At 45.0% G+C, this 21933-nt stretch carries 20 protein-coding genes; 6 read left to right on the top strand and 14 right to left on the bottom strand.

The genetic code is table 11. The features are described 5' to 3' along the window. Window positions 1–38: 38 nt before the first annotated feature. From DXA36_RS32970 to DXA36_RS16045, 6 genes are all read right to left on the bottom strand, one after another. Window positions 39–188, bottom strand: a complete 150-nt coding sequence (locus tag DXA36_RS32970; protein WP_182479104.1) for a hypothetical protein — start codon at window positions 186–188, stop codon at window positions 39–41. Between the two features lie 318 nt (window positions 189–506). Further along, entirely contained in the window at window positions 507–1607 is a 1101-nt protein-coding gene (locus tag DXA36_RS16065) for a hypothetical protein (protein WP_243114673.1), read from the bottom strand. A 171-nt stretch (window positions 1608–1778) separates the two neighbouring features. Next, window positions 1779–3263, bottom strand: a complete 1485-nt coding sequence (locus DXA36_RS16060; protein ID WP_118680540.1) for a sulfatase family protein — start codon at window positions 3261–3263, stop codon at window positions 1779–1781. Window positions 3264–3293: 30 nt separating this feature from the next. Continuing rightward, a complete protein-coding gene (locus tag DXA36_RS16055) occupies window positions 3294–4931 on the bottom strand; it encodes an extracellular solute-binding protein (RefSeq protein ID WP_118680539.1) in 1638 nt (545 codons plus the stop codon). A gap of 20 nt (window positions 4932–4951) precedes the next feature. Then, window positions 4952–5848 (bottom strand): carbohydrate ABC transporter permease, encoded by an 897-nt coding sequence (locus DXA36_RS16050; RefSeq protein ID WP_118680538.1) that lies wholly within the window; start codon window positions 5846–5848, stop codon window positions 4952–4954. A gap of 10 nt (window positions 5849–5858) precedes the next feature. Then, on the bottom strand, window positions 5859–6770 hold the full coding sequence (locus tag DXA36_RS16045) for an ABC transporter permease (RefSeq protein WP_207666362.1): 912 nt from the start codon (window positions 6768–6770) through the stop codon (window positions 5859–5861). A gap of 1229 nt (window positions 6771–7999) precedes the next feature. On the opposite strand from DXA36_RS16045, the gene DXA36_RS32965 reads away from it, so the two are divergent. The 3 genes from DXA36_RS32965 (at window position 8000) to DXA36_RS16030 (ending at window position 10322) form a co-directional block, all read left to right on the top strand. Beyond that, window positions 8000–9202, top strand: coding sequence for a helix-turn-helix domain-containing protein (locus DXA36_RS32965; protein WP_182479103.1), 1203 nt, complete (start codon window positions 8000–8002; stop codon window positions 9200–9202). A 154-nt stretch (window positions 9203–9356) separates the two neighbouring features. Continuing rightward, the gene (locus tag DXA36_RS16035) at window positions 9357–9809 is read left to right on the top strand and encodes a GNAT family N-acetyltransferase (protein ID WP_118680535.1); all 453 of its coding nucleotides are present in this window, start codon (window positions 9357–9359) and stop codon (window positions 9807–9809) included. Window positions 9810–9836: 27 nt separating this feature from the next. Next, window positions 9837–10322, top strand: a complete 486-nt coding sequence (locus tag DXA36_RS16030; protein ID WP_118680534.1) for a GNAT family N-acetyltransferase — start codon at window positions 9837–9839, stop codon at window positions 10320–10322. Window positions 10323–10399: 77 nt separating this feature from the next. Here DXA36_RS16030 and DXA36_RS16025 read toward each other — a convergent pair whose 3' ends face one another. Genes DXA36_RS16025 through DXA36_RS16015 form a run of 3 tightly spaced genes read right to left on the bottom strand, consistent with a single transcriptional unit; the run spans window position 10400 to window position 13571 of the window. Beyond that, complete coding sequence (locus DXA36_RS16025; protein WP_118680533.1) at window positions 10400–11746, bottom strand: cytochrome c biogenesis protein/redoxin; 1347 nt, start codon at window positions 11744–11746, stop codon at window positions 10400–10402. A gap of 23 nt (window positions 11747–11769) precedes the next feature. Next, complete coding sequence (locus DXA36_RS16020) at window positions 11770–13140, bottom strand: FAD-dependent oxidoreductase (RefSeq protein ID WP_118680532.1); 1371 nt, start codon at window positions 13138–13140, stop codon at window positions 11770–11772. Beyond that, window positions 13137–13571 (bottom strand): RrF2 family transcriptional regulator, encoded by a 435-nt coding sequence (locus DXA36_RS16015; protein ID WP_118680531.1) that lies wholly within the window; start codon window positions 13569–13571, stop codon window positions 13137–13139. Before DXA36_RS16015 ends, DXA36_RS16020 begins: the two co-directional genes overlap by 4 nt. Before the next feature lie 247 nt (window positions 13572–13818). Here DXA36_RS16015 and DXA36_RS16010 point away from each other — a divergent pair, with 247 nt between their 5' ends. Then, window positions 13819–14361: a GNAT family N-acetyltransferase gene (locus DXA36_RS16010; protein WP_118680530.1), complete on the top strand. Its 543-nt coding sequence runs from the start codon at window positions 13819–13821 to the stop codon at window positions 14359–14361. Window positions 14362–14419: 58 nt separating this feature from the next. Here the strand turns inward: DXA36_RS16010 and DXA36_RS16005 are convergent, their stop codons facing one another. From DXA36_RS16005 to DXA36_RS15990, 4 genes are all read right to left on the bottom strand, one after another. Further along, a complete protein-coding gene (locus DXA36_RS16005; protein WP_118680529.1) occupies window positions 14420–15163 on the bottom strand; it encodes a 4Fe-4S binding protein in 744 nt (247 codons plus the stop codon). Between the two features lie 78 nt (window positions 15164–15241). After that, window positions 15242–16162 carry a helix-turn-helix transcriptional regulator gene (locus DXA36_RS16000; protein WP_118680595.1) on the bottom strand — a complete coding sequence of 307 codons (921 nt, stop codon included), beginning with the start codon at window positions 16160–16162 and terminating at the stop codon, window positions 15242–15244. A 103-nt stretch (window positions 16163–16265) separates the two neighbouring features. Next, window positions 16266–17291: a PfkB family carbohydrate kinase gene (locus tag DXA36_RS15995; RefSeq protein ID WP_182479114.1), complete on the bottom strand. Its 1026-nt coding sequence runs from the start codon at window positions 17289–17291 to the stop codon at window positions 16266–16268. A 42-nt stretch (window positions 17292–17333) separates the two neighbouring features. After that, window positions 17334–18296: a bifunctional 4-hydroxy-2-oxoglutarate aldolase/2-dehydro-3-deoxy-phosphogluconate aldolase gene (locus tag DXA36_RS15990; protein WP_118680527.1), complete on the bottom strand. Its 963-nt coding sequence runs from the start codon at window positions 18294–18296 to the stop codon at window positions 17334–17336. 401 nt (window positions 18297–18697) lie between these two features. Here DXA36_RS15990 and DXA36_RS15985 point away from each other — a divergent pair, with 401 nt between their 5' ends. Continuing rightward, on the top strand, window positions 18698–19597 hold the full coding sequence (locus DXA36_RS15985; RefSeq protein WP_118680526.1) for an Rpn family recombination-promoting nuclease/putative transposase: 900 nt from the start codon (window positions 18698–18700) through the stop codon (window positions 19595–19597). A gap of 128 nt (window positions 19598–19725) precedes the next feature. Here the strand turns inward: DXA36_RS15985 and DXA36_RS15980 are convergent, their stop codons facing one another. Then, window positions 19726–20712, bottom strand: a complete 987-nt coding sequence (locus DXA36_RS15980; protein ID WP_118680525.1) for a hypothetical protein — start codon at window positions 20710–20712, stop codon at window positions 19726–19728. Between the two features lie 141 nt (window positions 20713–20853). Here DXA36_RS15980 and DXA36_RS15975 point away from each other — a divergent pair, with 141 nt between their 5' ends. Next, the gene (locus DXA36_RS15975) at window positions 20854–21783 is read left to right on the top strand and encodes a hypothetical protein (protein ID WP_118680524.1); all 930 of its coding nucleotides are present in this window, start codon (window positions 20854–20856) and stop codon (window positions 21781–21783) included. The last annotated feature ends 150 nt before the right edge of the window (window positions 21784–21933 follow it).

The raw sequence follows: 21933 nt of genomic DNA, 5'->3' as shown, positions 1-21933 counted from the left end.
CTGTACTGACGTTTACTTTTTATGTGTAAACAAGGCACTTATTCCTGTCTTACCAGAATCCTGGCAACCTGCAGATCAGTTCTTGATGAATCCTCGTCCATAAGGGCAACCACTTTTCTTACATAGGCAGTATCTAATTCCAGATGCAGCCCTGCGATTTCTTCACATTGTTCCGTAAAAGTGTACATTGCCAGGTCACGGGAAAAGATATCGCCTTTTCTACTCCCCGCTTATTTTTTGTCAGCAAGGAGTTCATGCATCCACATACCTATCCAAGATATGTTCCCGTATCCACAGAAAGATACTATGCATCAGATACCGGCCATTGAAAGGGCACGGCATTAAAGATAAAAATACTCAGAAGTGTTGAATTCATTGCCTTACTTGAATTGTAGCACAGACATACTGGTCTTTCAATGTAGAAATAGCCACCGCACAGGGTTGTTTCACAAGCCTCCAGGAGTTCCGCCGTCAAAATCTGCAGAAAGACTCCATACAATGAGAAGTTATCCTTTCCAGTTTTTCTCGATTTCTTCTCTTATAATCTCTATATACCTGGCCGCCTTTTTCTCATTCTTATGAATTGTAAGCACATCTCTCTGTGTGATTTCCAGTTGGCAGCCTCTGGCAGCCCGAATTGTCTGACTCATATATTTCCGCACTTCCTCTTCCTGAAGTTCCACATCTACAGCCAAAAAATTAGCAGTGGGCTTTCTCTGGAAGATAATCTTCTTTCCACGCAGATGTTCTCCCATATACTCTACATCACACCAGGCGCTTATCGATATATTTCTGAGATTATCAAGACGGGATACATACTTTTCCCAAATAGGATGCACCGGTTCACAACAACCATAAGACAGCAGGCCAAATACCTCCGCTATTTTCTTATACGACGGAAATATAAACTCTCCGTACATATCAGGTGAAATGGACGAAGATTCCTGGGAATCCAAGTACCCCCACACATCACTCAGACCAATCCGCTCCATTCTGTCAGGAAGCTCCTGCGTATAGCAATAAGTTCCCTGATTCAATAATTCATCCCCTGTAGTAGGAAGCAGAATTTTTTCTTCCTTCATCCAATTAAAATAAGAGATATAATCATCAGCGGCCCTCATCATCATTTTTTTTACCAGATCGGGATAATCACACATGGCATATATAAAATTTTCCAGTCCCATCAAATGAATAATTTTCTGGGTTGGAACTGCCTGCAGGCAGTTCATAGTCCATTTGACCGGCAGTATGTCCCCTAAAATATCCTCAGCCATATCCTTTAACTTCTGACTGCCCTCCCTGTCTATACCATAAGTTGATGCTCCAAGTTTGCCGTAATCTTCTTCCAGATCCCGGATAACATGCTCAAAACGATGTCCTATACTGTCTTCTGCATTCACCTTCTTAATTTCATGTCCAAACAAGTGAAACCAGGTATCATAGTACACCGGAAAATAATCTGGTACCACGGAATCATCCTGATAAATTTCCTGTCTGAGAAAAAGGGATAACAAACGATTTTCAATTTGACGGGCCTGAAGGGATTCACACTGCATTCTCGGAAGGTATACCTCATCCCGAAAACCGCCGATCTCCAATAAAACCATTGGTTTTCCTTTTTCAAAACGTCTATGACGATACCATTCTTTTTTTAATCGGTTATTTTGTTCCGTATTAGCATACTCCAACTGTTTATGAGCCAATTGCCTCAGTCTCTCTTTTTCTTTTTGCGTTATCATTTATGTTTCCCTTCCGCTGCTTATCCACTAGATATACAATTATGCATGTGCTATTCTAGGCATCCACCTGACTTCCTTTTCCAGTTCAGCAGATGCATATTTCAGCAGCAACTCTGCGCGTAAGCTGTCATTTTCCCAGAGATTATGTTCCTCTAACGGATCATTCTTCAAATCATATATCTCTCCATAGTCTTTTCCTTGGTATATTGTAATTTTATATCTCTCATCCACATACGTACGCAAGTTGATACTATTTGGCTCATGATGATGCTCACAAATAATATGATTTCTCACCAATTTCTTTTGTCCGCACCAAACCGGATACTGGCTTATTCCTGTCATGACACGAGGAACAGCTATCCCCATTGCTTCCAGAATAGAGGGAGCGAAATCTACAAGTGTCTGCATGGATTCACAAAGGCCCTTCTTAATTCCTTTTCCTTTTATCAAAAAGGGAACACGGAGCAGCTCTTCATACATAAAAGGCCCTTTGGCACACAAGCCATGTTCTCCGATAAAGTGTCCGTGATCAGATGTAAATACAACCAATGTATCTTCTTCCAGATCGAGTTCCCTGACTTTATTCAAAATTTTTCCAATATATTTATCCATCATGGATACCATGCCATAGTATGCACTCTTATATTGGCGCAGCTTTTTCTCATCCTGGCAGTGGTAATTCATCCCGTGAATAGCATACCCGCTCTCTTTGTACTCTGAAAAATCAGAGTTTTTTTCCTGTGTCATTCTGAAATGCGGGGGGAGACTATCCCACTCCATACCGGAACTATCCGGCATAGTAAGTTCTTCGGGTGGATACATAGAAAACCAGGGTTCCGGTACAATATAATCCGGATGGGGATCAAAGAAGCTTGCCCACAGAAAGAACGGTTGATTCTTAGCAGCATATTCTTCTAATCTTGCATTCGTTCTCTCTGCAATCCATGCATCATAATGGTATTCTTCCGGTATCTCCCAGGCGGCGCAGTCCTCTCCCTTTTTCGTTCCGGTAGGCTCCCTGAAATACCTCCGCCAGTCTTTCAGCCCCTTTTCCTCCATCCATATTGCATAATGCTGCCCCACATGCGCTTCATCCGTATGGTTTCTCGCCAGTTCTACTGAATCAAAACCATAGAACCTATCTTTATAATTCTTCCAGAATTCCAAGTCCTGCAAGATTGGGTAAGCCTCCAGAGATGGAAATTCATCTGTGGACGCAAGCGGTTGAAAATGTGCCTTTCCTACCAGAGCAGATACATACCCGTTTTCCCGCAGTACATCCCCGATAGTAAGTACAGACTCAGGAAGCTTTGTTCCCAGTGTCCATGCTCCATGCTGACTGGGATACTGGCCTGTAATAAGGCTCGCCCTGGTTGGCGTACATGTTGGATTAGGGCAATAGGTTCTGGTATAACAAGCTCCTTCCCCGGCCAGACGATCTAAATTCGGAGTCTTAATTTCAGGATTCAAGATACCCAATGTAGATAACTGCTGCTGATCACTCGTAATTAGTAACAGGTTCATATGCTCTCCTTTCTTACAGGGACCAGGGGCTTATGCCCCATAGTCTCTGTCATAAGCTCCCTGCAAAACCTCTAAGTGTCTCTCTACACCCAGCTTTTCCAACTGTTTCAAATAATCATCCCATTCTTCATCTATACCGCCCTTCATCATCCATTTTGCCATATTATCATATACATACGTAATAATATCTGCTCCGGTAGTCTCCATCCAGTCGGTTTCTTCTTCTGTCAATTTCAAAATCGGCATCATATTTGTCTTAGGATAAATATTATAATACGTTTCTATCTCATTCATCTTGTCAACCATCATCTCCGGCATTTCCACTGTATTTTCAAAGTCTTCCGTAAATACTGCTCCCGGACCAAATACAGGGCTGTTCTGGTAACGGTATTCATCAAAGGAACTTCCCTCCGGGTAAGGAACAAACATATACATCCCATCTTTCTCTTCTACAGGACCCCAAAGTGCCTCAGCGCTAACCTTTTTATCATAAAATAAATCCAGCCATCTCACCAGAATTTCCGGTTTTTCACAAGCCGTGGTAATTGCAAAATTAGATCCTCTCACTGTGCCGTTTGATGTCAGATAATTGCACCAGTTTCTATCCCCATTCGGTCCCTCCATCGTAGGAATTACCACATAATCAGCAGCACGTTCTGCTCCCACCATATTAGGGGCATTCCAGAGTGTAAAACATCCCAATGTCACTTCATCCGTCTTTCCTTTCGCAAAATACTGCTTTGCATCCTGAGTAAAAATTTCTTGATCAAACAATCCTTCCGAAAACATTTGATTACAATACTTGATAAAATTCTTCCATTCCTCGGTATTGGCACCAAAATGTATTTTTCCCCCGTCTTCATACACAAAGTTTTCGTAGTTTTTATTATTGGCATCTCCGAAATATACGGCAGGCCCAAAAGCACCCGACAAGGAGTGAAAACCTCTGGCTCCTCCCGGAGTGGCTGAGAAAGGGATCTCATCTTTTAGTCCATTCCCATTCGGATCCTGTTCTTTGAATGCCTTCAGCATTTGATAAAACTCTTCCGTTGTTTCAGGAATCTCTAATCCCAATTTATCCAACCATGGTTTATACACATACATTTCATCCGGTTGGTACTGGCAGGGATCTTCTGCTGCATACCCAATAGAATAGATATTTCCATCAAAATAAGTACATAACTTCTTAAAATCAGGATGTTCTTCAAATACTGCACTTAAGTTCGGAGCATACTGCAAGTATTCATTAATAGGAAGAAACACCCCCTGAGATACATGGGTATTCAGATCTGTATCAGTAACGCCATTAAAAAATGCATCCGGATAATCTCCGCTGGCCAAAATCAGATTTTTCTTCTGTCCATAATCCTGGGATTCAATAAATTCCCATTCAATATAAATATTGCTTTCCTCTTCCAGCTTTTTAAAAAAATCCATATCATTGAACTTCTGCTGTCTGGAATCAAAAGAAGCCACAATATGAAAGGTTTCCTTCTCTTCCACTACAGGCAGACCGGCGGTGTACATATTCCCAATCATTTCCCTGCCGTCCGCACTTTGTGCCGACTGCTCCGGTACTGCTTCAACTGTCCCCTCCGTCTTTCCGCAGCCAGCTAAACAAGCCGCCATGCTCACTGCCAATGTGATACCTAAAATCCTTTTCAACATACCTTTTCCTCCTTCATGTTTTATCCTTTGATTGCTCCAATTGTCACACCCTGTGCGAAGTACTTTTGGACAAATGGATACATTGCCAACACCGGTACACTTGAAATAATAATTACGCCATACTTAATCTGATCTGCGATTCTCTGTTGCTGAGCCAGGCTTGTCATGTCACCGGATGTACTCATAGCCGTCATATCTGTCTGTATCAGGAGATTCCGAAGCACCAGCTGCAAAGGATATAACTCTTCATCTGTCAGATAAAGCATTGCATTAAAGTAAGAATTCCAGTGGGAAACTGCATAAAACAACACCATTATTGCTACAATTGCCTTGGATACCGGAAGAATAACACTGATAAATGCCCTGATTTCTGAGCATCCATCAATACATGCAACCTCATGCAGTTCCTCAGGTACTGTTGTTTCAAAAAAGGATCTTGCCACAATCAGATTCCAGGGGCCAACCGCCACTGGAAAAATGACCGCCCACATACTGTTAATCATTCCCATTTTCTGGACCAGCAAATAAGTAGAGATCAATCCTCCATTGAAGAACATAGTAAAGGTAACAAACAGGGTAAGCCCTTTTCTTCCCGGGAGTTTTCTTCTCGACAATGCATAGGCTGCACAAACAGTAAGAACTACGTTAATCAGCGTACCTATAACCGTATAGCGTATGGTGTTCCAATACCCACTCCAAAGCAACTGCTCATCAAACAGCATCTGATATCCCTCAAAGCTTACTTTCTTCGGCAGAAAGATCACCTCACCCGCATATATAGCATTCGGATCACTAAAAGAAGCTATTACAACAAAATAAAGGGGGTAGAGTACTGCTGCAGCCATGAAAAATAAAAGGGTATAATTCACTAAATCGAAAACCCTATTGCTTGAAATATGTAATTTTTTTCTTTTCATACGCTCCTCCTCACCACAAAGAGGTATCGGATACCTTTCTTGCAAATTTATTAACTGCAAGAAGTATCACCAGATTAATTACCGCATTAAATAGCCCTATCGCCGCAGAGTAGCTATATTGTGCATTCTGAAGGCCTTGTTTATATTCATATGTGGATATTACTTCAGATGCCATACGATTCAGCGGATTCTGCATCAAAAAGATTTTCTCATATCCGATGGAAAGAATATTTCCTGTCGTAAGAATGAGTTGAATGACAGCTGTTGGTAAAATCCCCGGGAAATCAATGTGCCACATTTTCTGCCACTTATTTGCCCCATCCATTTCTGCCGCCTCATACAGTTCCGGTGATACTCCTGACAATGCAGCCAGATAAATTACGGTTCCCCATCCGGTACTTTGCCAGGTTGCTGACAGAATATAAACCGGTTTGAACCAGCTTGGTTCTGCCATGAAAAAAACCGCCTCACCTCCAAATGTTTCAATAATTTTATTTATAATACCGCTGGTAGGTGATAAAAACAGAGTAAGCATACCGACCAATACTACTACTGATATAAAATGCGGAGCATAGATAACGGTTTGTATCACCTTTTTATATCTTGTATGTGTCACCTGATGTAACAGTAACGCTACAATAATCGCCATCGGAAAATTCACCAGGATACTGCCGACACTGATCGAAACTGTATTCTTCAATATTATCCAAAAATCCGGCGAAGAAAAGAATCTTTGAAAATGTTTCAGCCCTACAAAAGGACTTCCTGCAAAGCCTTTTGTAGCAACATAATCTTTGAAGGCTATTTGAAGGCCGTACATTGGGCCATACCGAAATATAATAAAGTAAATCAATGCAGGCAGTAAAAGCAAATATAGCTGATAATACTTCATAACTCTTTTGTACTTTTTCTTTATTCTCATTTTTATGTTCTCCCCTCTTGTATTTGTACCCATATTGTTACATACACATCTGTATATGTATATAATCCCTTTTTTCACAAAGAAAACTCAAAGAAAATATTGCATATTGCCGTAAAAATTCTGCATATAGATGTTTTTTTTTGCACATTTCACAATCAGAAACTTGAAACACACCGGTGCATCATGTTATACTGTTCAACAAATCTGGAGTATTCATTAAAGGGGAAATTCGTATGAACAATTCACTTTACCGGAACTTTTATAAAAATTTTCTGCTTGTTATGCTCTTGCCAACTTCTGTCCTCACCATTACGCTTCTTTTTTTTAACGGATATGTCCTTATACAAAATATGGCGAATCTCTCCTCTAATACCGGCTCCGTTCTTGAAAAAGAACTCACATACTATACAAAACAGCTAAGCGGCTGTCGAAATACGTTAATCAGTGAATCCATTCCTTTAACTATCAGTTCAGGCATGGACTCCTATTCCAAATTCCAGTTAATACGAAAGTTAGATAATTTTAAAAATATCCTGGGGTATTGCAGAAATATCGGTATCATTGATATGCAAAGCGAAAAAGTAATTTCCTCCGACGGAGAGATCACACTCTCTCTATTTTTTGATACTGCAGATTCACAATTTGTTCACAAGGCTTGGGAATCTATGGATACTTCCAGTCTTCTCTACCCATATCAGGCAACTAATTCCACAAATTTCCTTTATATGACAGGTCAGAAAAATTACCCTGATACCTTTCTGTTTTTTACGTTTGATTCTTATCATCTATACCATACCATCTCTGATCTTCTAAAAAACAGCAATGGATCCGTTATCCTTGAAAATCATATAACGGGTGAATTATTCCCTCTCGGCAATCCTTCAGATGAAAACACATTAAAATGGTACAAACAAAGTGTGTCTGATTTTCCGGAGTTCTCTTCTTTTTCCATTCAGGGAACCACATTGATCGGCCGTTATTCTTTTCCGGCGTATGATCTGAATTTTTATATTTTTATCCCTTTTTCCTCTATGTATTATCCCCTGATAACCATCCTTGCAATCTCTGCCGGGATCCTTCTGTTCTCCTTCTGCACCGGTCTTTTTCTCGTTCGCTATATGGCCAATACCAACTATACTCCTATACGGGAAATCCGTGGCCTTATCCCTCAGGATCATCTGGCGAAGGAAGGAAATGAACTCGTACAGATTAATCATGCCATTATACATATGAATGAAAAAATCGGTGACTTAAATACCAAACTGAATATGCACCGTGAAAACATCAGGAGATCCATTCTTGTAAAGCTTCTTTACCAGCAATACTCTTCAGAACAGGAATTTCTGGAAGATGCACGTGTGATTAATATCCAATATTTATATCCTTTTTTTACAATATGTATTATAAAAAATGAATCACGACAAAATATTCCGATTCTCTACGAATATTTCAGCAAAAAAAATTCCGCAAATTGCCGGTATTTTTCTCTGGATAGCTTAGAAACCAAACAAATGATTCTGATATTTAACTCAAAAGATAACACGGCTCCCTTCCGGATAACTGCTGAAAACCTGTATCAGGATATCTGCCATACCCTGGGCAAACATATTACTCTCGGCGAACATATTACTCTCGGTGTGTCAGAAGAATATCAATCCTTCAGCCGAATCCCGGTTCTATATGAACAGGCTGTTCAGGCATTGAATTATAGCTTTGTCACCGGAAAAGACACCATTACATTTTATTCGGATTCCACTTCGTCAAACACGGTTCCGGCTCCTTTGCCTGAAATAGATTGTATACGTCTGGAAAAAAGCATCCTAGACTGCGATGATACTCTTTTGTTACAGCTTTTTTATGATTTATTTGAGAAAATTCAGACAAGCGGCCATACACTCAACAGCATTAAAATTCACTTGTTCAGTATGTTCAGCCATATCCGGAGAATGTTATTTCAATTGAATATTTCAGATTATCAGATTATTGACAACGAACTGACAGCTATTTTTATGAATTCCGAAACAATAGAGGAGTTGTTCAATCTCCTTTATGCCATCATGTTGGAAATTGGCAGGAATCTGTATACCGTTTCCGATAAGGATAAAATCGAGCTGATTCAGCAATATATATATGAACACTTATGTAATTCGGATTTTAGTGTTAACTCTATATCTGCGTATTTTCACATATCCTTGACAACTCTAAGCCGTTTTTATAAACAAAAAACAGGTCAGAATATTTCTACATTCATCAATGACCTAAAAATAGAAAGGACAAAGGAACTATTGGTCCGTTCAAACCACAGCATAGAATATATTGTCGAAGAAATGGGATACTCCAACACCTCCTCTTTTATACGCAAATTCAAATCCATCGTTGGAATGACACCCGGTCAATACCGTCAGATCTATAAAGACCAGCAGGAGATGTAAAAGTTTCATGCAGAAAAATGATAATTTACTAATCCTTTTTACACATGCATGGTAAATCATACATAAACGTGATAAGATAAATACATTCCTGCAGTACGGTTCATTCAAAACCTTATAAACAGGATTCCGATAGAACACAGGGAGGCAAACATTTATGCAAATCATTGAATATTTTGAAGACGGACAGAAGGAACACTGGATAAAAGAAATAGAAGGTTTCCCCTGGCGCGCTGCCGGGTATCTGGCGGATTTATTAAAGGAAAACCGTTTTGAAGACACCCTGGGGCAGGGCGGAAAACTTTATCTTATGACGGATGGGGGAAAAATAGTGTCTTTTGCAACCCTTACCCATAAAGACTGTATCGCTGATGAAACGCTTTACCCGTGGCTTGGTTTTGTTTTTACGGCACCGGCATACCGCGGACACCGGTATGCCGGGCAATTAATCAGCCATGCCTGCGCGGAGGCTGTAAAAGCCGGCTGTCAGAAGGTATATCTGGCTACGGATCATATCGGACTTTATGAAAAGTACGGTTTTCTCTATCAAGAAAACCGCCCGGATGTGGGAGGCGAAGACAGCCGGATCTATTATAAATTACTGCAGTAATAACACCATCATCACAGGAGGTAACCAATGAATACCGATCAACTGTTTCTCCGCCCGCTGTCCCAGGAGGATATCCCTACCATTTTTTCTCTCACTTCCGATCCCGAGGTCGCCAGATACATGCGGTTTTCCACCCATACAAGCAGGCAGGAGGCGGAAGACTTATACCGGGAATACACAACTTTCGGCAATTACGGATACCTGATCTGCCGGAAGGATACACTCGCCCCGGTAGGGGTGGCCGCATTAAAAAAAGAAGAAAACGACGGCGCGTCCCGTTCCATGTCCGTCTTTCTCTATCCCCGTTTCTGGAACCAGGGCTACAGCACGGAGGTAGTCCGGCATCTGACAGATATCGCCCGGCAGGAACACTTCAGCTGCCTGAAAGCCTACGTAGTGCAGGATAATACAGGCTCCTGCCGTGTTTTAGAAAAAAACGGCTTTCTGGTACAGGAAATTCTTCATTTCCCGGATCTTCCTTCCGGTCTGTGTATCTTTACCCGGCAGCTGTGACCTTTCTTGTTATCCCAATCATCGTAAAAACGCCCGGAGCAGGCTGCTCCGGGCGTTTTTTACGTACTTCTTACGTCCTATTGCGTTCTTTTCCCCGACATGGTCTGGGAAACCACGCTTTCCATCATATCCGCGCTGAGAGCGCCGGATACGTAGCCGAATACATTTCCGTCCTTATCAATCATAAAGGTTGTAGGGAAGGAACGGATGCCGTACTGGCTGAATATTTCTCCGGTGGTATCCATGACAACCGGGAAAGTATAGCCGTTGTCGGTGAGGAATTTTTCCACCTCTTCCTGGGTGCCGTCCTGGTTATACGGATTCTCATCCGTTTTGGGATTCGCCACTCCTAACACCACCAGATCCTCGCCGTTGCTTCCATATTTTTCATACAGCTTCTGGATATCCGGCATTTCTCCCTTGCAGGGCGGACACCAGGTCGCCCAGAAATTCAAAAATACCGTTTTTCCTTTATAGTCAGAGAGCGTATGTGTCTCCCCGTATTGGTCCACCAACGTAAAATCAGGCGCCTGTATTTTCTCCTCTTCGGTACTTTCCTCTTCCGCCGTCTCCGAAGAAGGGGCATTCGCCGCCTCTCCGTCCGTTCCTGCTGCGGTTCCGCTTTCTCCTGCCCCTTCCGTCCCATTAACGGACTGGGTCTCCTGCACCTGCTCCTGGGTTCCTCCTCCCAGCTGTACCTTGGACAGGTAGCTGGTGATTCCGTTCATAAATCCGGTCAGGGTCATAACACCCATAAGGATCAGCAGGGCGGCACCGATTTTCACGGTATATTTCACCACATTCCTCTTTCTCTTGAAGAAATCGAGGACAGAACCGGTAAAGATGCCTACGGCAAGGAAAGGAATCACAAATCCCAGCGTATAAACGCCGACGAGAAGGAAACCCTTTGCTGAGGAAGCCGAAGAAGATGCCATCAGCAGCACGCTGCCTAGTGTAGGGCCTACGCAGGGCGTCCAGGCAAAACTGAAGGTGAATCCAAGAATCAGCGCCACCAGCGGGTTCATTGAAAACCGATCCAGCCGGAAGGGCAGTCGGTGTTCTCTTTCTATGGTTTCCGAACGGCCGAACACACCCAGCTGATATAAGCCGAACAATATCATGATAATACCGCTGATCCGCGCAAACCAGGCACGGTTCGTGGTAAAGAAACGGCCCATAGCGGTAAAGCCGAATCCCAACAGGAAAAAGGTGAAGCTGACACCCAGCACAAAAAACAGTGTATTCACCATCACCTTTTTACGAGGGTAATGTACATTCCCATTTTCATCCACCGTCTTGGTGCCCCCTGCCAGATAGCTGACATACAAGGGTACAAGAGGCAGCACACAGGGGGAGAAAAAGCTGAGAAGCCCCTGTAAAAATACGGTAATTACCGGAATTCCGGTTTCAACTGACAGACCCATAATCATCTCCTTTTACGTAAGTGTTAGTTAACTGCAGCAAAGAAATCATTGAAGGTTTCGCTCATAGTGGGATGATTGTAAATATTATCCCGCAAAACCGTATAAGGAATCCCTGCATCCATGGCGAGCTTAATCAGGTTAATCAGCTCATGGGATTCGGCACAGTAAAAATGTGCTCCCAGAATCTGCCCTGTACCCGCATCGATCACTGCCTTCAGCATGCCTGTGGTAGCTTTCAGTACACGTGCTCTCGGTGCCGCTGCGGTCTGCAGCCGTGCAACCTTAACCTCATAGCCTGCCTCACGCGCTTGTGCTTCTGTCATGCCGACTCTTGACAACGGGGGATCCAGAAATACGGTGTAGGGCACTGCCCCTCGGTTTTTTGTACTCCTGCTTCCGTCTCCAAGTATCTGTGATTTTACGATACGGCTGTCATCCAGGGAAATATAAGTAAACTGAAGACCTCCCGCCACATCTCCCATTGCCCAGATGTGAGGAACGGATGTACGCAGGCCCTCATCGGTCCAAACCGCCCCCCGCTTTGTCAGCTGGATGCCCGCACGCTCGGGATGCAGTTCTTCCACATTCGGCCTTCTGCCGGTAGCTACCAGAATCGCCTGAACCAGAAGCGTTTCTTCCCTGTCTCCGGATTTGACCGTCACGTTTGCTCCGTCCGGGCCATCCTTCACTTCCGTAACCGCCGAACTGCGGAGAATATGGATCCCCACCTCCGTCATATGCGCAAGCACGGATTCCGCCACTTCCGCATCCTCCCGGGGTATAAAAGCTTCCCCGTCCTGAATTACTGTCACATCCGATCCGAAATTGGAATAGTAAGAGGCAAATTCCAGGCCGATATAGCCGCCTCCTATAATAAGAAGCTTCTCCGGCAGTTCTTCCAGTTCCATCATTCCTTCGCTTGTATAAGCATAACGGCTTTCCTTCAATCCTGCAATAGGGGGAATAAAAGGTTTTGCGCCGGTATTGATAAAAATTTTCTTTCCATACAATTCTTCCCCGGAACCATCCGGATAAGACACCCGGATTTTGTGATCATCCACAAAAGAAGCCGTCCCTGTTATCACTTCCACGCCGGCTCCCACAGCCTTAGCCAGGTTTTTCTGCCGCAGATCCCCTATCACTTCTCTTTTTTCCAGTATCGTCTTTTGATAGCGCTCCGCTTTTTCCTGAAAGCTGCCGCCCATTGCAGCTGACAGCCTTGCACTGTTTTCCAGGAATTTACTGGGAATACAGGCCACATTGATACAGGTTCCGCCATACATTTTATCGGAACGCTCGATAAGAGCTGTTCTCTCCCCTTTCCCGGCCAGTGCGCCGGCCAGCGTTTTTCCGCCCTTTCCAAATCCTATAATAATGTTATCAAATTCCTTCATTGTGCTTCTCCTTTTCTTTTTCCGGAAAACAATTGGGTTTCTATCTCTCCTACGGTAATCTGTTTTAGCTTATCCAGACATAATCCGTCCAGCTCCAGGTAAATTCCGTTCATTACCTCCGCCATACCGGAGGCGATCAGACAGCTCATGTCACTGTCGCCGCTGCGCCACGAAGCGTCCACGAACCGGATGGAAAGCGCCTCCGCAATCGTGTACAATGTTATATCCCCGGCTTTTTCCACACGGGAATAACCGCCTACCTTCCCTTCCTTTGTCTCTACCAGACCGGCCTTTTTCAGCCTGGCCATCACTTTCCTCACACGGGCCGGATTGGTGCAGATATTCGATGCCAGCTCTTCGCTGGGAATGACAGAGCCTTTATGCTTCAAATATACCAGTCCATGCACAGCCACACAAAAATCACTGTTCAATGCTGCATCTCCTTTCTGGCTTTTAACTGTAATTATTTTTTTTACATTTGTTACTGTAACTATATCATTTACAGATAGAGCTGTCAACTATTATTTCTTTTTTTTCTGTGCAGCCTCATTTACAGGTACCGCTGCCTGCAGCTTGCTGCAGGGTATCTGACTTGACAGCACTGCCTGTGTATTTTAAAATCACATCAGACAACGCTATTTCCCGGCCACCCATACTCGAACAGGAGAATCTAAACATATGAATATCATAACCAAACGACTGGAAATAAGACCCTATACCGATGCGGATAAGGATGCTATGATCCGCCTTCTCATGGATGAAAATATAAAGGAAACCTTTATGATCCCCGATTTTCACTCCGCAGAGGAAGCCGCAGGTATGTTCCAAAAACTGAAAGCCCTCTCCTTATCCGGAGAACATGAGGAAGCCGGAATCTATTTAAAAAACCAGCTGATAGGCTTTGTCAATGACGTGGATATTGATGGGGACAGAATAGAAATGGGTTATGTAATAAATCCCGGATACCGTAATTGCGGATATGCAACAGAAGCGATGAAGGGGGTTATCACCTATTTGTTTCAAAAAGGATTTACAGAAATTATTGCTGCCGCTTTTGAAAAGAATACGGCAAGCTTCCGGGTAATGGAAAAATGCGGCATGGCCCGCATTGACAGGACAGAAGATATCGTATATCACGGAAGCCTTCAGCATTGTCTGTACTATTCCATAAAAAATAACTGCCCGGGAAAACAAAAACAGATTTTTGAAGCGCTTCTGTAACCAACGGACGAACAGGGAATCTCCCCGGGCCGGAATACCGGCCCGAATATCCCCTTCCTCATCCTTCCGGCTGCCCGGCTATCCGTTCTCCGGCGGTTTCACCGTTGCTCCTGTTTTCCCGGGCCATCGCTTTGTTCTCAGAACCTAAAAGGAACGGGCAGATATCCCTGCACCGATGACAGCTGATGCGCCAGTCTTCCTTTACTTCACCAAAAGCATAAGCCCAGCAGGCATTTTGATCCATTTCCGGGCTTTCCAATGCGTTCACCGGACAGATATCCACGCACCTGCCGCAGTTGGAGCAGATATTCTCCTTTTGATCATCCGCTTCCAGCACAAGCTCCGTCAATAGCAAACTGAGCCAGACCATACTCCCATATTCCGGGGTAAGCAGCAGGGTATTTCTGCCGATTGTACCAAGCCCCGCCGCCTGGGCCGCATGTTTTACGGAAACAATACTTCTCCATCTCCCCGTTTTTTTGTCTCGCTCCGCACCGTTCGTCCTTATGGGTACCGCAAGGATATGAAGCTTTTCCATATCCGCACAGAATTGGACCGCCATTTTATCCATTTTGTCGGATAAAATATTCCTGACTACCGTATAAGGCACCCCGGATCCGCAGGCCAATGTTCCCGCGGGGAAACGGCAGGCGAATACGATGACCGATTGGCAGGAGGGTAGGACATCCCGCGGATGATATCCCTCCGGCGCGCCGTCAAACCGGTCTATCCCTGCTATCCCGCACAAATCCGCTCCCAATGCATATAATCTTTCTTTGATTTCCTTTTCCGTTTTTCCCATCAGCTAATCCTCCCTGTCATGCCTATGGCTGCTCCGCTCCGGAAGCCTTTCCCTTATCATAACAGGTATCTGCGACAGCTATATGTCGTAATTGGATAAAAATTGTTGCGAGGTTTGGATCAATTCTTTTTTATATACCTCCGGCCCCACTACCCGCACCCTGTCTCCAAAACTGAGCAGCAGTGCTTTCCAAAGCCGTTCTCCGGGCGGGACATGAATGAAAATCCTGCACTGCTCATCCCCCAGCCTTTCTATTGGGCAGTCCGGAAAAAATTCCTCCATAAGCCCGGTTTCCTTTTCAGAAAAATGTACCTCAATGGCAATACAGGTCTGATAATAGGCGGTTTCCGACTCCTTCATCCGTTCCCGGATATCTCCATGCTCTTTAGTCCCTCTCCTCTCTTCTGTTCGGATATCCCGCATTCTGGCAATCTTATAGGTCCGGTATGCCTGCCGGTACTCCGAATAGGCAAACAGATACCATGCATACCATTTATAATGGATGGCCAGCGGCTCCACCTTTTGATCCGATGATTCCCCGTCCGCCTTCTGATAGGAAAAGGTAACAAGTCTCCTGTCCTCTATCGCTTTCTCGAGAAGCCGGTTCGTATCCTGAACCTTTTTATTTTCCCTGGAAACACTGAAATCCCAGAAAACCTTCTGTCCTCCTTCTTTTTCCACAATCGCGTTGTATTTTTCAAGAAGCCCGTCCAGCGTAGTATTTGTATAAGATGTGGCAAGGCTCTCCAGGGCCTTGCGTATCATCTGCTGTTCCTCCTCCCGGATATTCAGGTTTTTCATCTTATAAGTCGGCAAAATGGAGTATCCCCCATATTTTCCTCCCACGGCATATACCGGTATCCCAATAGAGGAAATGCTGACCATATCCCTTTGAATGGTCCGTACGGATACGCCGAACCGTTCCGCCAGATAACTGGCCGAAACATTATCATGATTGACTATGTAAATAATAATTTCCAGCATTCTGTCGATTTTCATCGCCGTCTCCTGTCTTTCCCCTATAAAGCCCGCGGCAAAAGCCGCAGGGAAAAAATAATCCTGCGGCTTTTTATAGGTATAGTATTGTATTCTTATGACAGCATCAGCGCTGTACCCTTCCTGACGCATCCCCGCCTGCAAGCTTGCATACTTCATCCACGGAAACCATATTGAAGTCGCCTTCAATGCTGTGCTTCAGACAGCTTGCCGCCACCGCGAATTCGATAATCTGCTGGGGTTCCATATTCTGCAGGCAGCTGTAGATCAGGCCTGCCCCAAAGGAATCTCCGCCGCCGACACGGTCCACTATATGCATCAGGTAATTTTTGCTGAAATAATATTCCGTTCCGTCATACAGCATTGCCGCCCATTTATTATCGTTGGCGGAGATAGAGCTTCTCAGGGTAATGGCAACCTTGCTGAAACCAAAACGGTCGGCCAGCTGCTTCGCCACATCCTTATAGCCCTCATGGTTCACCTGGCCGCTGGTTATATCCGTATCGGCGGCCTTGATGCCGAATACGTCGCCGGCATCTTCTTCATTGGCAATGCAGACGTCCACGTACTTGCAAAGCTCACCCATTACCCGGCCCGCTTTTTCTTTGCTCCAGAGCTTATTTCTGTAATTCAAATCACAGCTTACGGTGATGCCCTTTTCTTTTGCCTTTTTTACCGCTTCCATACAGATCTCCGCAACGTTTTCCCCAAGTGCAGGCGTAATTCCGGTAAAATGGAACCAATCCACCCCTTCAAAAATCTTATCCCAGTCAAAATCCTCCTTAACCGCCTCTGCAATAGAAGAGCCTGCACGGTCATAAATAACTTTGGAAGGACGCTGGCTGGCGCCTTTTTCCAGATAATAAATACCGACACGGTTTCCGCCCCTCACGATATCGGAAGTATCCACACCGAATTTCCGTAAAGAATTCACCCCTGCCTGTCCGATTTCATGCTTGGGAAGCTTGCTTACGAATTTGGACTCCAGACCGTAATTGGCCAGGGATACAGACACGTTTGCTTCCCCGCCCCCATAAGTCGCCACATAATTTTCCGCCTGCACAAAACGGTAGTAGCCCTCCGGTGCCAGCCTCAGCATAATCTCTCCAAATGTTACTACTTTGCTCATGATTTCCTCACCTTTCTTTTTCAGCCTTCGCTCCTGTAAGTATTGTTATTTCTGTACCAGATGTACGGCAAAGCCGCCCACTTCTTCCTTCAGATAAATAGCCTTCAGGTTCCCCTTTTCATCATACTTGGCGCTGGAGGGATTAAATTCCACGCCCTGGTTTTCCAGATAATTTACGGCTCTTTCAATATAGTTGGTGCGGATGCCGATATGTCCCTTTGCGCCAAGTCCGGGAGCTTTCATTACCTCCACGGCCGTTCCTGCAAATACGGATGCGGATCCGGTTTTCTTCCCAAACCCGAATATGGACTCAAAACGTCCGGCGGTATGATCCGCCGCTTCCCCGTCGGTTTCGTTGATTCCCACATGGGCCAGCTCAAAGCCCAGCATCAGTTCAACCGCTTCCCTTGTCAGCGCTTCTATCTTGTCAAACTCACCGGCTTTAATCAAATCATCCTTTACCATCCAGCTTCCGCCGCAGGCGATGATCTTATTGAAGCTGAGATATTCATTCAGGTTCTTGGCACTGATACCGCCGGTGGGCATAAATTTCATATTTACATAAGGAGCGGACATCGCCTTGATCATGGCAAGTCCTCCTGCCGCTTCCGCCGGGAAAAACTTTACCACATCCAGCCCCAGGGAAATGGCTGTCTCAATATCGCTGGGATTCGAGCAGCCGGGGGTTACGGGGATTTTATTATCCACACAATATTTAACCACCTCCGGGTTCAGCCCCGGGCTGACGATAAAGGTTGCTCCCGCTTCCATGGCTTCATCAACCTGCCCGGTGGTAAGAACCGTACCCGCTCCCAGGAGCATGTCCGGAAACGCCTTGCGGATAGCTGCAATAGCCCCCGCCGCCGCCGGTGTTCGGAACGTAACCTCCGCACAGGGAAGCCCGCCGTTTATCAGGCTTTCTGCCAGCGGCACCGCATCCTCCACCCTGTCAAGCTTTACCACAGGGACAATACCTATTTTTCTGATTTGCTCCAATACTTCGTTCATTCTGATTCCTCCCCTTTATTCAGGTTATTAACTATTTTCTCCTGCCCTATTATAACATATATAGTAATTTTTCAATACCTTTACCATACTATATTCTTTACTATATCATGTTATTTTCTCCCGGTCATGTTGGTTTTTTTCGAAAATATTGTTTTTTATGAACCGCTGCCGGGGCGGCGGCACAAGGGGCCCTGAATGGTAACGAATTGTTACACAGGGAATGGGGAAACTGAAAATACAGCTTGTATTTTTTTACGGTATCTGTTATTCTCTTATTATTATAGAAATCCTATAAAATTCTTGTTGAATCATTGAGAGATCTCTCAAATAATCCTTTAAAAAGAACCAAATTATGATTGATTTTTTACGTACAGCAGTATTATAATAAACAGGAGAAACCTATGGGTAAAAAAGATATTATCCTGAATGATTTTATTGCGGATCCGCATATATTTGCAGATCTTATAAACGGGTGCTGTTTTCATGGAAGCAGGGTAATACAGCCGGAAGAACTTCATCCGCTGGATTGTGCACAAGCCACCAAAAGCAAACAGTTTCGGGATATTAAGAAGCTGCTGTACCGCAACGCCCCTGCTGCCGTATTAGCCGTAGAGAACCAGGAGCACAGGGATTTCCGGATGCCGGTACGGTGTATGCGGTATGATGCGGACGAATACGGACGGCAGATTAAAGCAATAATAGCCGACCATAAGGAAAGAAAAGGCGTTGCTTATTTTGATGAAGCAGACTTGCTCCTTCCCGTTTTCACTATCGTTGTTTATTATGGAAGCGAAGAGTGGCAGCATCCGGCATGCATTCACGATATTCTGGATTTTTCCGGAGTTCCCACACTTCTGCGCCAGGAAATCCCGGACTATCCGCTTCGGGTATATTCGGTTAAAAAGGATATGGATGTCGATTTATTCCATACGGAGTTAAGAGAGGTTATGGGCATCCTGCAGCGGGTTGATGATACAAAAGCTATGAAAACATTTATATCCGAAAACAAAGATGCTTTTTCAAAAATGACAGAACGGGGTTTTGAAGTGATTGTCACCTGTACGAATTCCCGGAAACTTAAGAAATACAAGATGGAACAATCGGAAGGAGGTGTGGTTGATATGTGTAAAGCATTTGATGAATGGATGGAGGACTGTCGGGATGAGGGTGCCAAAAAAGGGGAATCCAGGCTTGCCCTTCTAATCCAGAAACTGGCCGAAGAGGACAGGATCCCTGATATTCTGCGGGCAGCAGAAGATGCTGCCCTGCGAAAAAGGCTGTACAAAAAATATGGACTGTAACCTGTTTTCCAGGTTCTTTCCGGGTCAGATACCAGGCGGCGCCGCATCCAGACATTTTATCTGCGTATCCTAAAAATATTTCGGAATGGCGCCTGCCGCCTATATTCCCAAAGGATCTGCTCTCATTCCTACTCCCCGTCATCCTTCTCAAAATATTTATCCCGCCACTTTCTCCCGATCTGCTGAAGACGTATTGCAGTCTGCGCCAGTTCATCATACTGTCGTTTAGCCGCAAGAAGCTGCTTTTCATATCCTTCCTTACATTTGGAAAGCTTTTCTTCGTATTCCCCCCGCAGACGGGTAACCTTCCCTTCATACTCTTTCCTGCACTGGATTAGGCGTTCCTCCCTCTCCTGCTGCAGCTCTCCCAGTCTGGCCAGCGCTTCTGCCTGTATCTCTTCCTTCTGCAGTTCCCAGCCCTCCCGGTCCTCCTGCCAGGCCGCCTGAAGGCGGTTCAGCCTGCGTCCGTGCTCTTCTTCTCCCAGTACCTTTCGTTCCTCGAAAATAAGCTCCTGCTTCCATTCAAATATCCGCAGTTCACCGCTGGTCCTATCCGCGCAGGTCAGTATGGTGCCTGGATCCGTCGTGATTATCCGGTAATCCACAGGTACAAAAGCCGCTTTCCCTGAAGGCGGGGTTTTTAGGTTTACGCCATTTCCTGCGCTGTCGGGCTGGCCTGTCTTTTTTCCGTCCTCGCTGTCACTGCTTTCCATCTCAAATATCACACCGCGCCGGTTCTCCTGATAAGGCATACAGACATAAAGGCCGTATCCCTTATCTCTTCCGGAATACGCCTGATAGAAGAGATACAGCTCCCCGTCCCGTACCACCAGACGCAGGTTACAGAAGCCATACCCCAGCGGGCCGGCTGTAAGGATAATCCTCGCGGGACCGGCTCCCAGGGTATCCAGAATAACATTATGATCCAAATCCTCATATACATAGCATACCGTATCCCGGAAAACCCCCGCTTCGAAATGGGCCAGATAATCTCTCCTCACTTCTGTAGGTATCATGCCTCTTGCAAAAGGCAGAAAACAATATAATACGGAATTTCCCTGTGCATACAGCGCCACTCTTTGTCCGTCCGACATCTCCAATATCTGGTAAGCCATTCTGCATCCTCCTCCTTTTTCCTTTTCATAGGAACCATTCAGACTGTTCCTTATCCCCTCTCATAAATATATTTCCATTCCCGAACAAAAAGAAGCAGAGTGCATAGGATATAGTAAGTATTTTTATAAGGAGCATTCCATATGCCTAACTGCAAATCCAAAAGCTGTAAATGCTGCTCAAAAAGATATGTGAGCTGCGGCATTGACAAAAAAGGAAAATGTCTGGACGTCTGCACGGACCCCATATGCGGTGATCCCGACTGTCTGACAGTCCTCACCCCTGTTGTTTATGATGAGCTTGGCATCAATCTCTGCCGGAACATTCCCATGGAAGCACCCGTAACCAATGTGGACAGCATTTCCGTACAGGTTATGGATATTTGTTTTGAAACCTATGGGGAAACAGCGGTCACTGCTGAACCCATCAGCGGACGCCCCAACTGTTATCTTGTAACACTGACTAACCTTCAGGTTGTCTTTTTTGTTACCTTTTACGACTGCGCAAAAAGGGTTCTCGCAACACAGGTCGTAACTGCCAATTACCTCCCTGCCAATGAGACCTCCCCGGAATACGAATATATGGATGAAGATACCAACCCCACTTCCGTGGAGCTGGAAATTTACGCCCCCTACGGGGTTGCACATGCCAATGAACCCTGCCTTCCGGCTATCGTTCATGTTATCGGTTTCGGCTGTGATAATACAGCCCTGTCCCAGGGTCTGAACCTGATTGCTATTCCCAAAGTCCTGAATTTTGATCCGGAGGAATGTATGGCTACCATAGGTTTGAGTGTTATTCTCAAATCCGTTTATTTCTCCCAGTACAAAATTCCCCACAGCGGAAAAGCAGTGGTGCCCAAAGCATGTACCCGCCCTACCGACGACACTATCTGTCTGGATTTTGTCTGCGGAGACCTGCTCGATCTGGCAATCAAGCCGTTGGAACTCGGGCCCCCGAAATACGAAGAGACTCTTAAGGATTCCTGTGACGTTCCCTGTGACCCCTGCTGCTGCGCCTCCTCAGGTTCCCAATGCAGCCCGCCGCCCGCACAGCCCACGGAAAACGATTAAGTTACGGCAGCCAAAAAGGTGCTGCCAGGCCGGTAATCCTGCCGCAGCACCTTTTATGCTGTTGTTCCCTCTTCCCTTTTTGGAGAAACACCAAACGTTACTTCAAAATTTTCAGCTCATATCGCCCTGCTTCCGGAAATGTGATAAAAT

The organism is Eisenbergiella sp. OF01-20 (genome assembly GCF_003478085.1).
GTDB lineage: Bacteria > Bacillota > Clostridia > Lachnospirales > Lachnospiraceae > Eisenbergiella.
This window is presented reverse-complemented; position numbering and strand designations above follow the sequence as displayed.

What these genes read in the sequence shown, in the direction of transcription:
- DXA36_RS32970 (WP_182479104.1), bottom strand. Translation starts at nt 188, where the DNA reads ATGTACACTTTTACGGAACAATGTGAAGAAATCGCAGGGCTGCATCTG.
- DXA36_RS16065 (WP_243114673.1), bottom strand. Translation starts at nt 1,607, where the DNA reads ATGGTTTTATTGGAGATCGGCGGTTTTCGGGATGAGGTATACCTTCCG.
- DXA36_RS16060 (WP_118680540.1), bottom strand. Translation starts at nt 3,263, where the DNA reads ATGAACCTGTTACTAATTACGAGTGATCAGCAGCAGTTATCTACATTG.
- DXA36_RS16055 (WP_118680539.1), bottom strand. Translation starts at nt 4,931, where the DNA reads ATGTTGAAAAGGATTTTAGGTATCACATTGGCAGTGAGCATGGCGGCT.
- DXA36_RS16050 (WP_118680538.1), bottom strand. Translation starts at nt 5,848, where the DNA reads ATGAAAAGAAAAAAATTACATATTTCAAGCAATAGGGTTTTCGATTTA.
- DXA36_RS16045 (WP_207666362.1), bottom strand. Translation starts at nt 6,770, where the DNA reads ATGAGAATAAAGAAAAAGTACAAAAGAGTTATGAAGTATTATCAGCTA.
- DXA36_RS32965 (WP_182479103.1), top strand. Translation starts at nt 8,000, where the DNA reads ATGAATGAAAAAATCGGTGACTTAAATACCAAACTGAATATGCACCGT.
- DXA36_RS16035 (WP_118680535.1), top strand. Translation starts at nt 9,357, where the DNA reads ATGCAAATCATTGAATATTTTGAAGACGGACAGAAGGAACACTGGATA.
- DXA36_RS16030 (WP_118680534.1), top strand. Translation starts at nt 9,837, where the DNA reads ATGAATACCGATCAACTGTTTCTCCGCCCGCTGTCCCAGGAGGATATC.
- DXA36_RS16025 (WP_118680533.1), bottom strand. Translation starts at nt 11,746, where the DNA reads ATGGGTCTGTCAGTTGAAACCGGAATTCCGGTAATTACCGTATTTTTA.
- DXA36_RS16020 (WP_118680532.1), bottom strand. Translation starts at nt 13,140, where the DNA reads ATGAAGGAATTTGATAACATTATTATAGGATTTGGAAAGGGCGGAAAA.
- DXA36_RS16010 (WP_118680530.1), top strand. Translation starts at nt 13,819, where the DNA reads ATGAATATCATAACCAAACGACTGGAAATAAGACCCTATACCGATGCG.
- DXA36_RS16005 (WP_118680529.1), bottom strand. Translation starts at nt 15,163, where the DNA reads ATGGGAAAAACGGAAAAGGAAATCAAAGAAAGATTATATGCATTGGGA.
- DXA36_RS16000 (WP_118680595.1), bottom strand. Translation starts at nt 16,162, where the DNA reads ATGAAAATCGACAGAATGCTGGAAATTATTATTTACATAGTCAATCAT.
- DXA36_RS15990 (WP_118680527.1), bottom strand. Translation starts at nt 18,296, where the DNA reads ATGAACGAAGTATTGGAGCAAATCAGAAAAATAGGTATTGTCCCTGTG.
- DXA36_RS15985 (WP_118680526.1), top strand. Translation starts at nt 18,698, where the DNA reads ATGGGTAAAAAAGATATTATCCTGAATGATTTTATTGCGGATCCGCAT.
- DXA36_RS15980 (WP_118680525.1), bottom strand. Translation starts at nt 20,712, where the DNA reads ATGGCTTACCAGATATTGGAGATGTCGGACGGACAAAGAGTGGCGCTG.
- DXA36_RS15975 (WP_118680524.1), top strand. Translation starts at nt 20,854, where the DNA reads ATGCCTAACTGCAAATCCAAAAGCTGTAAATGCTGCTCAAAAAGATAT.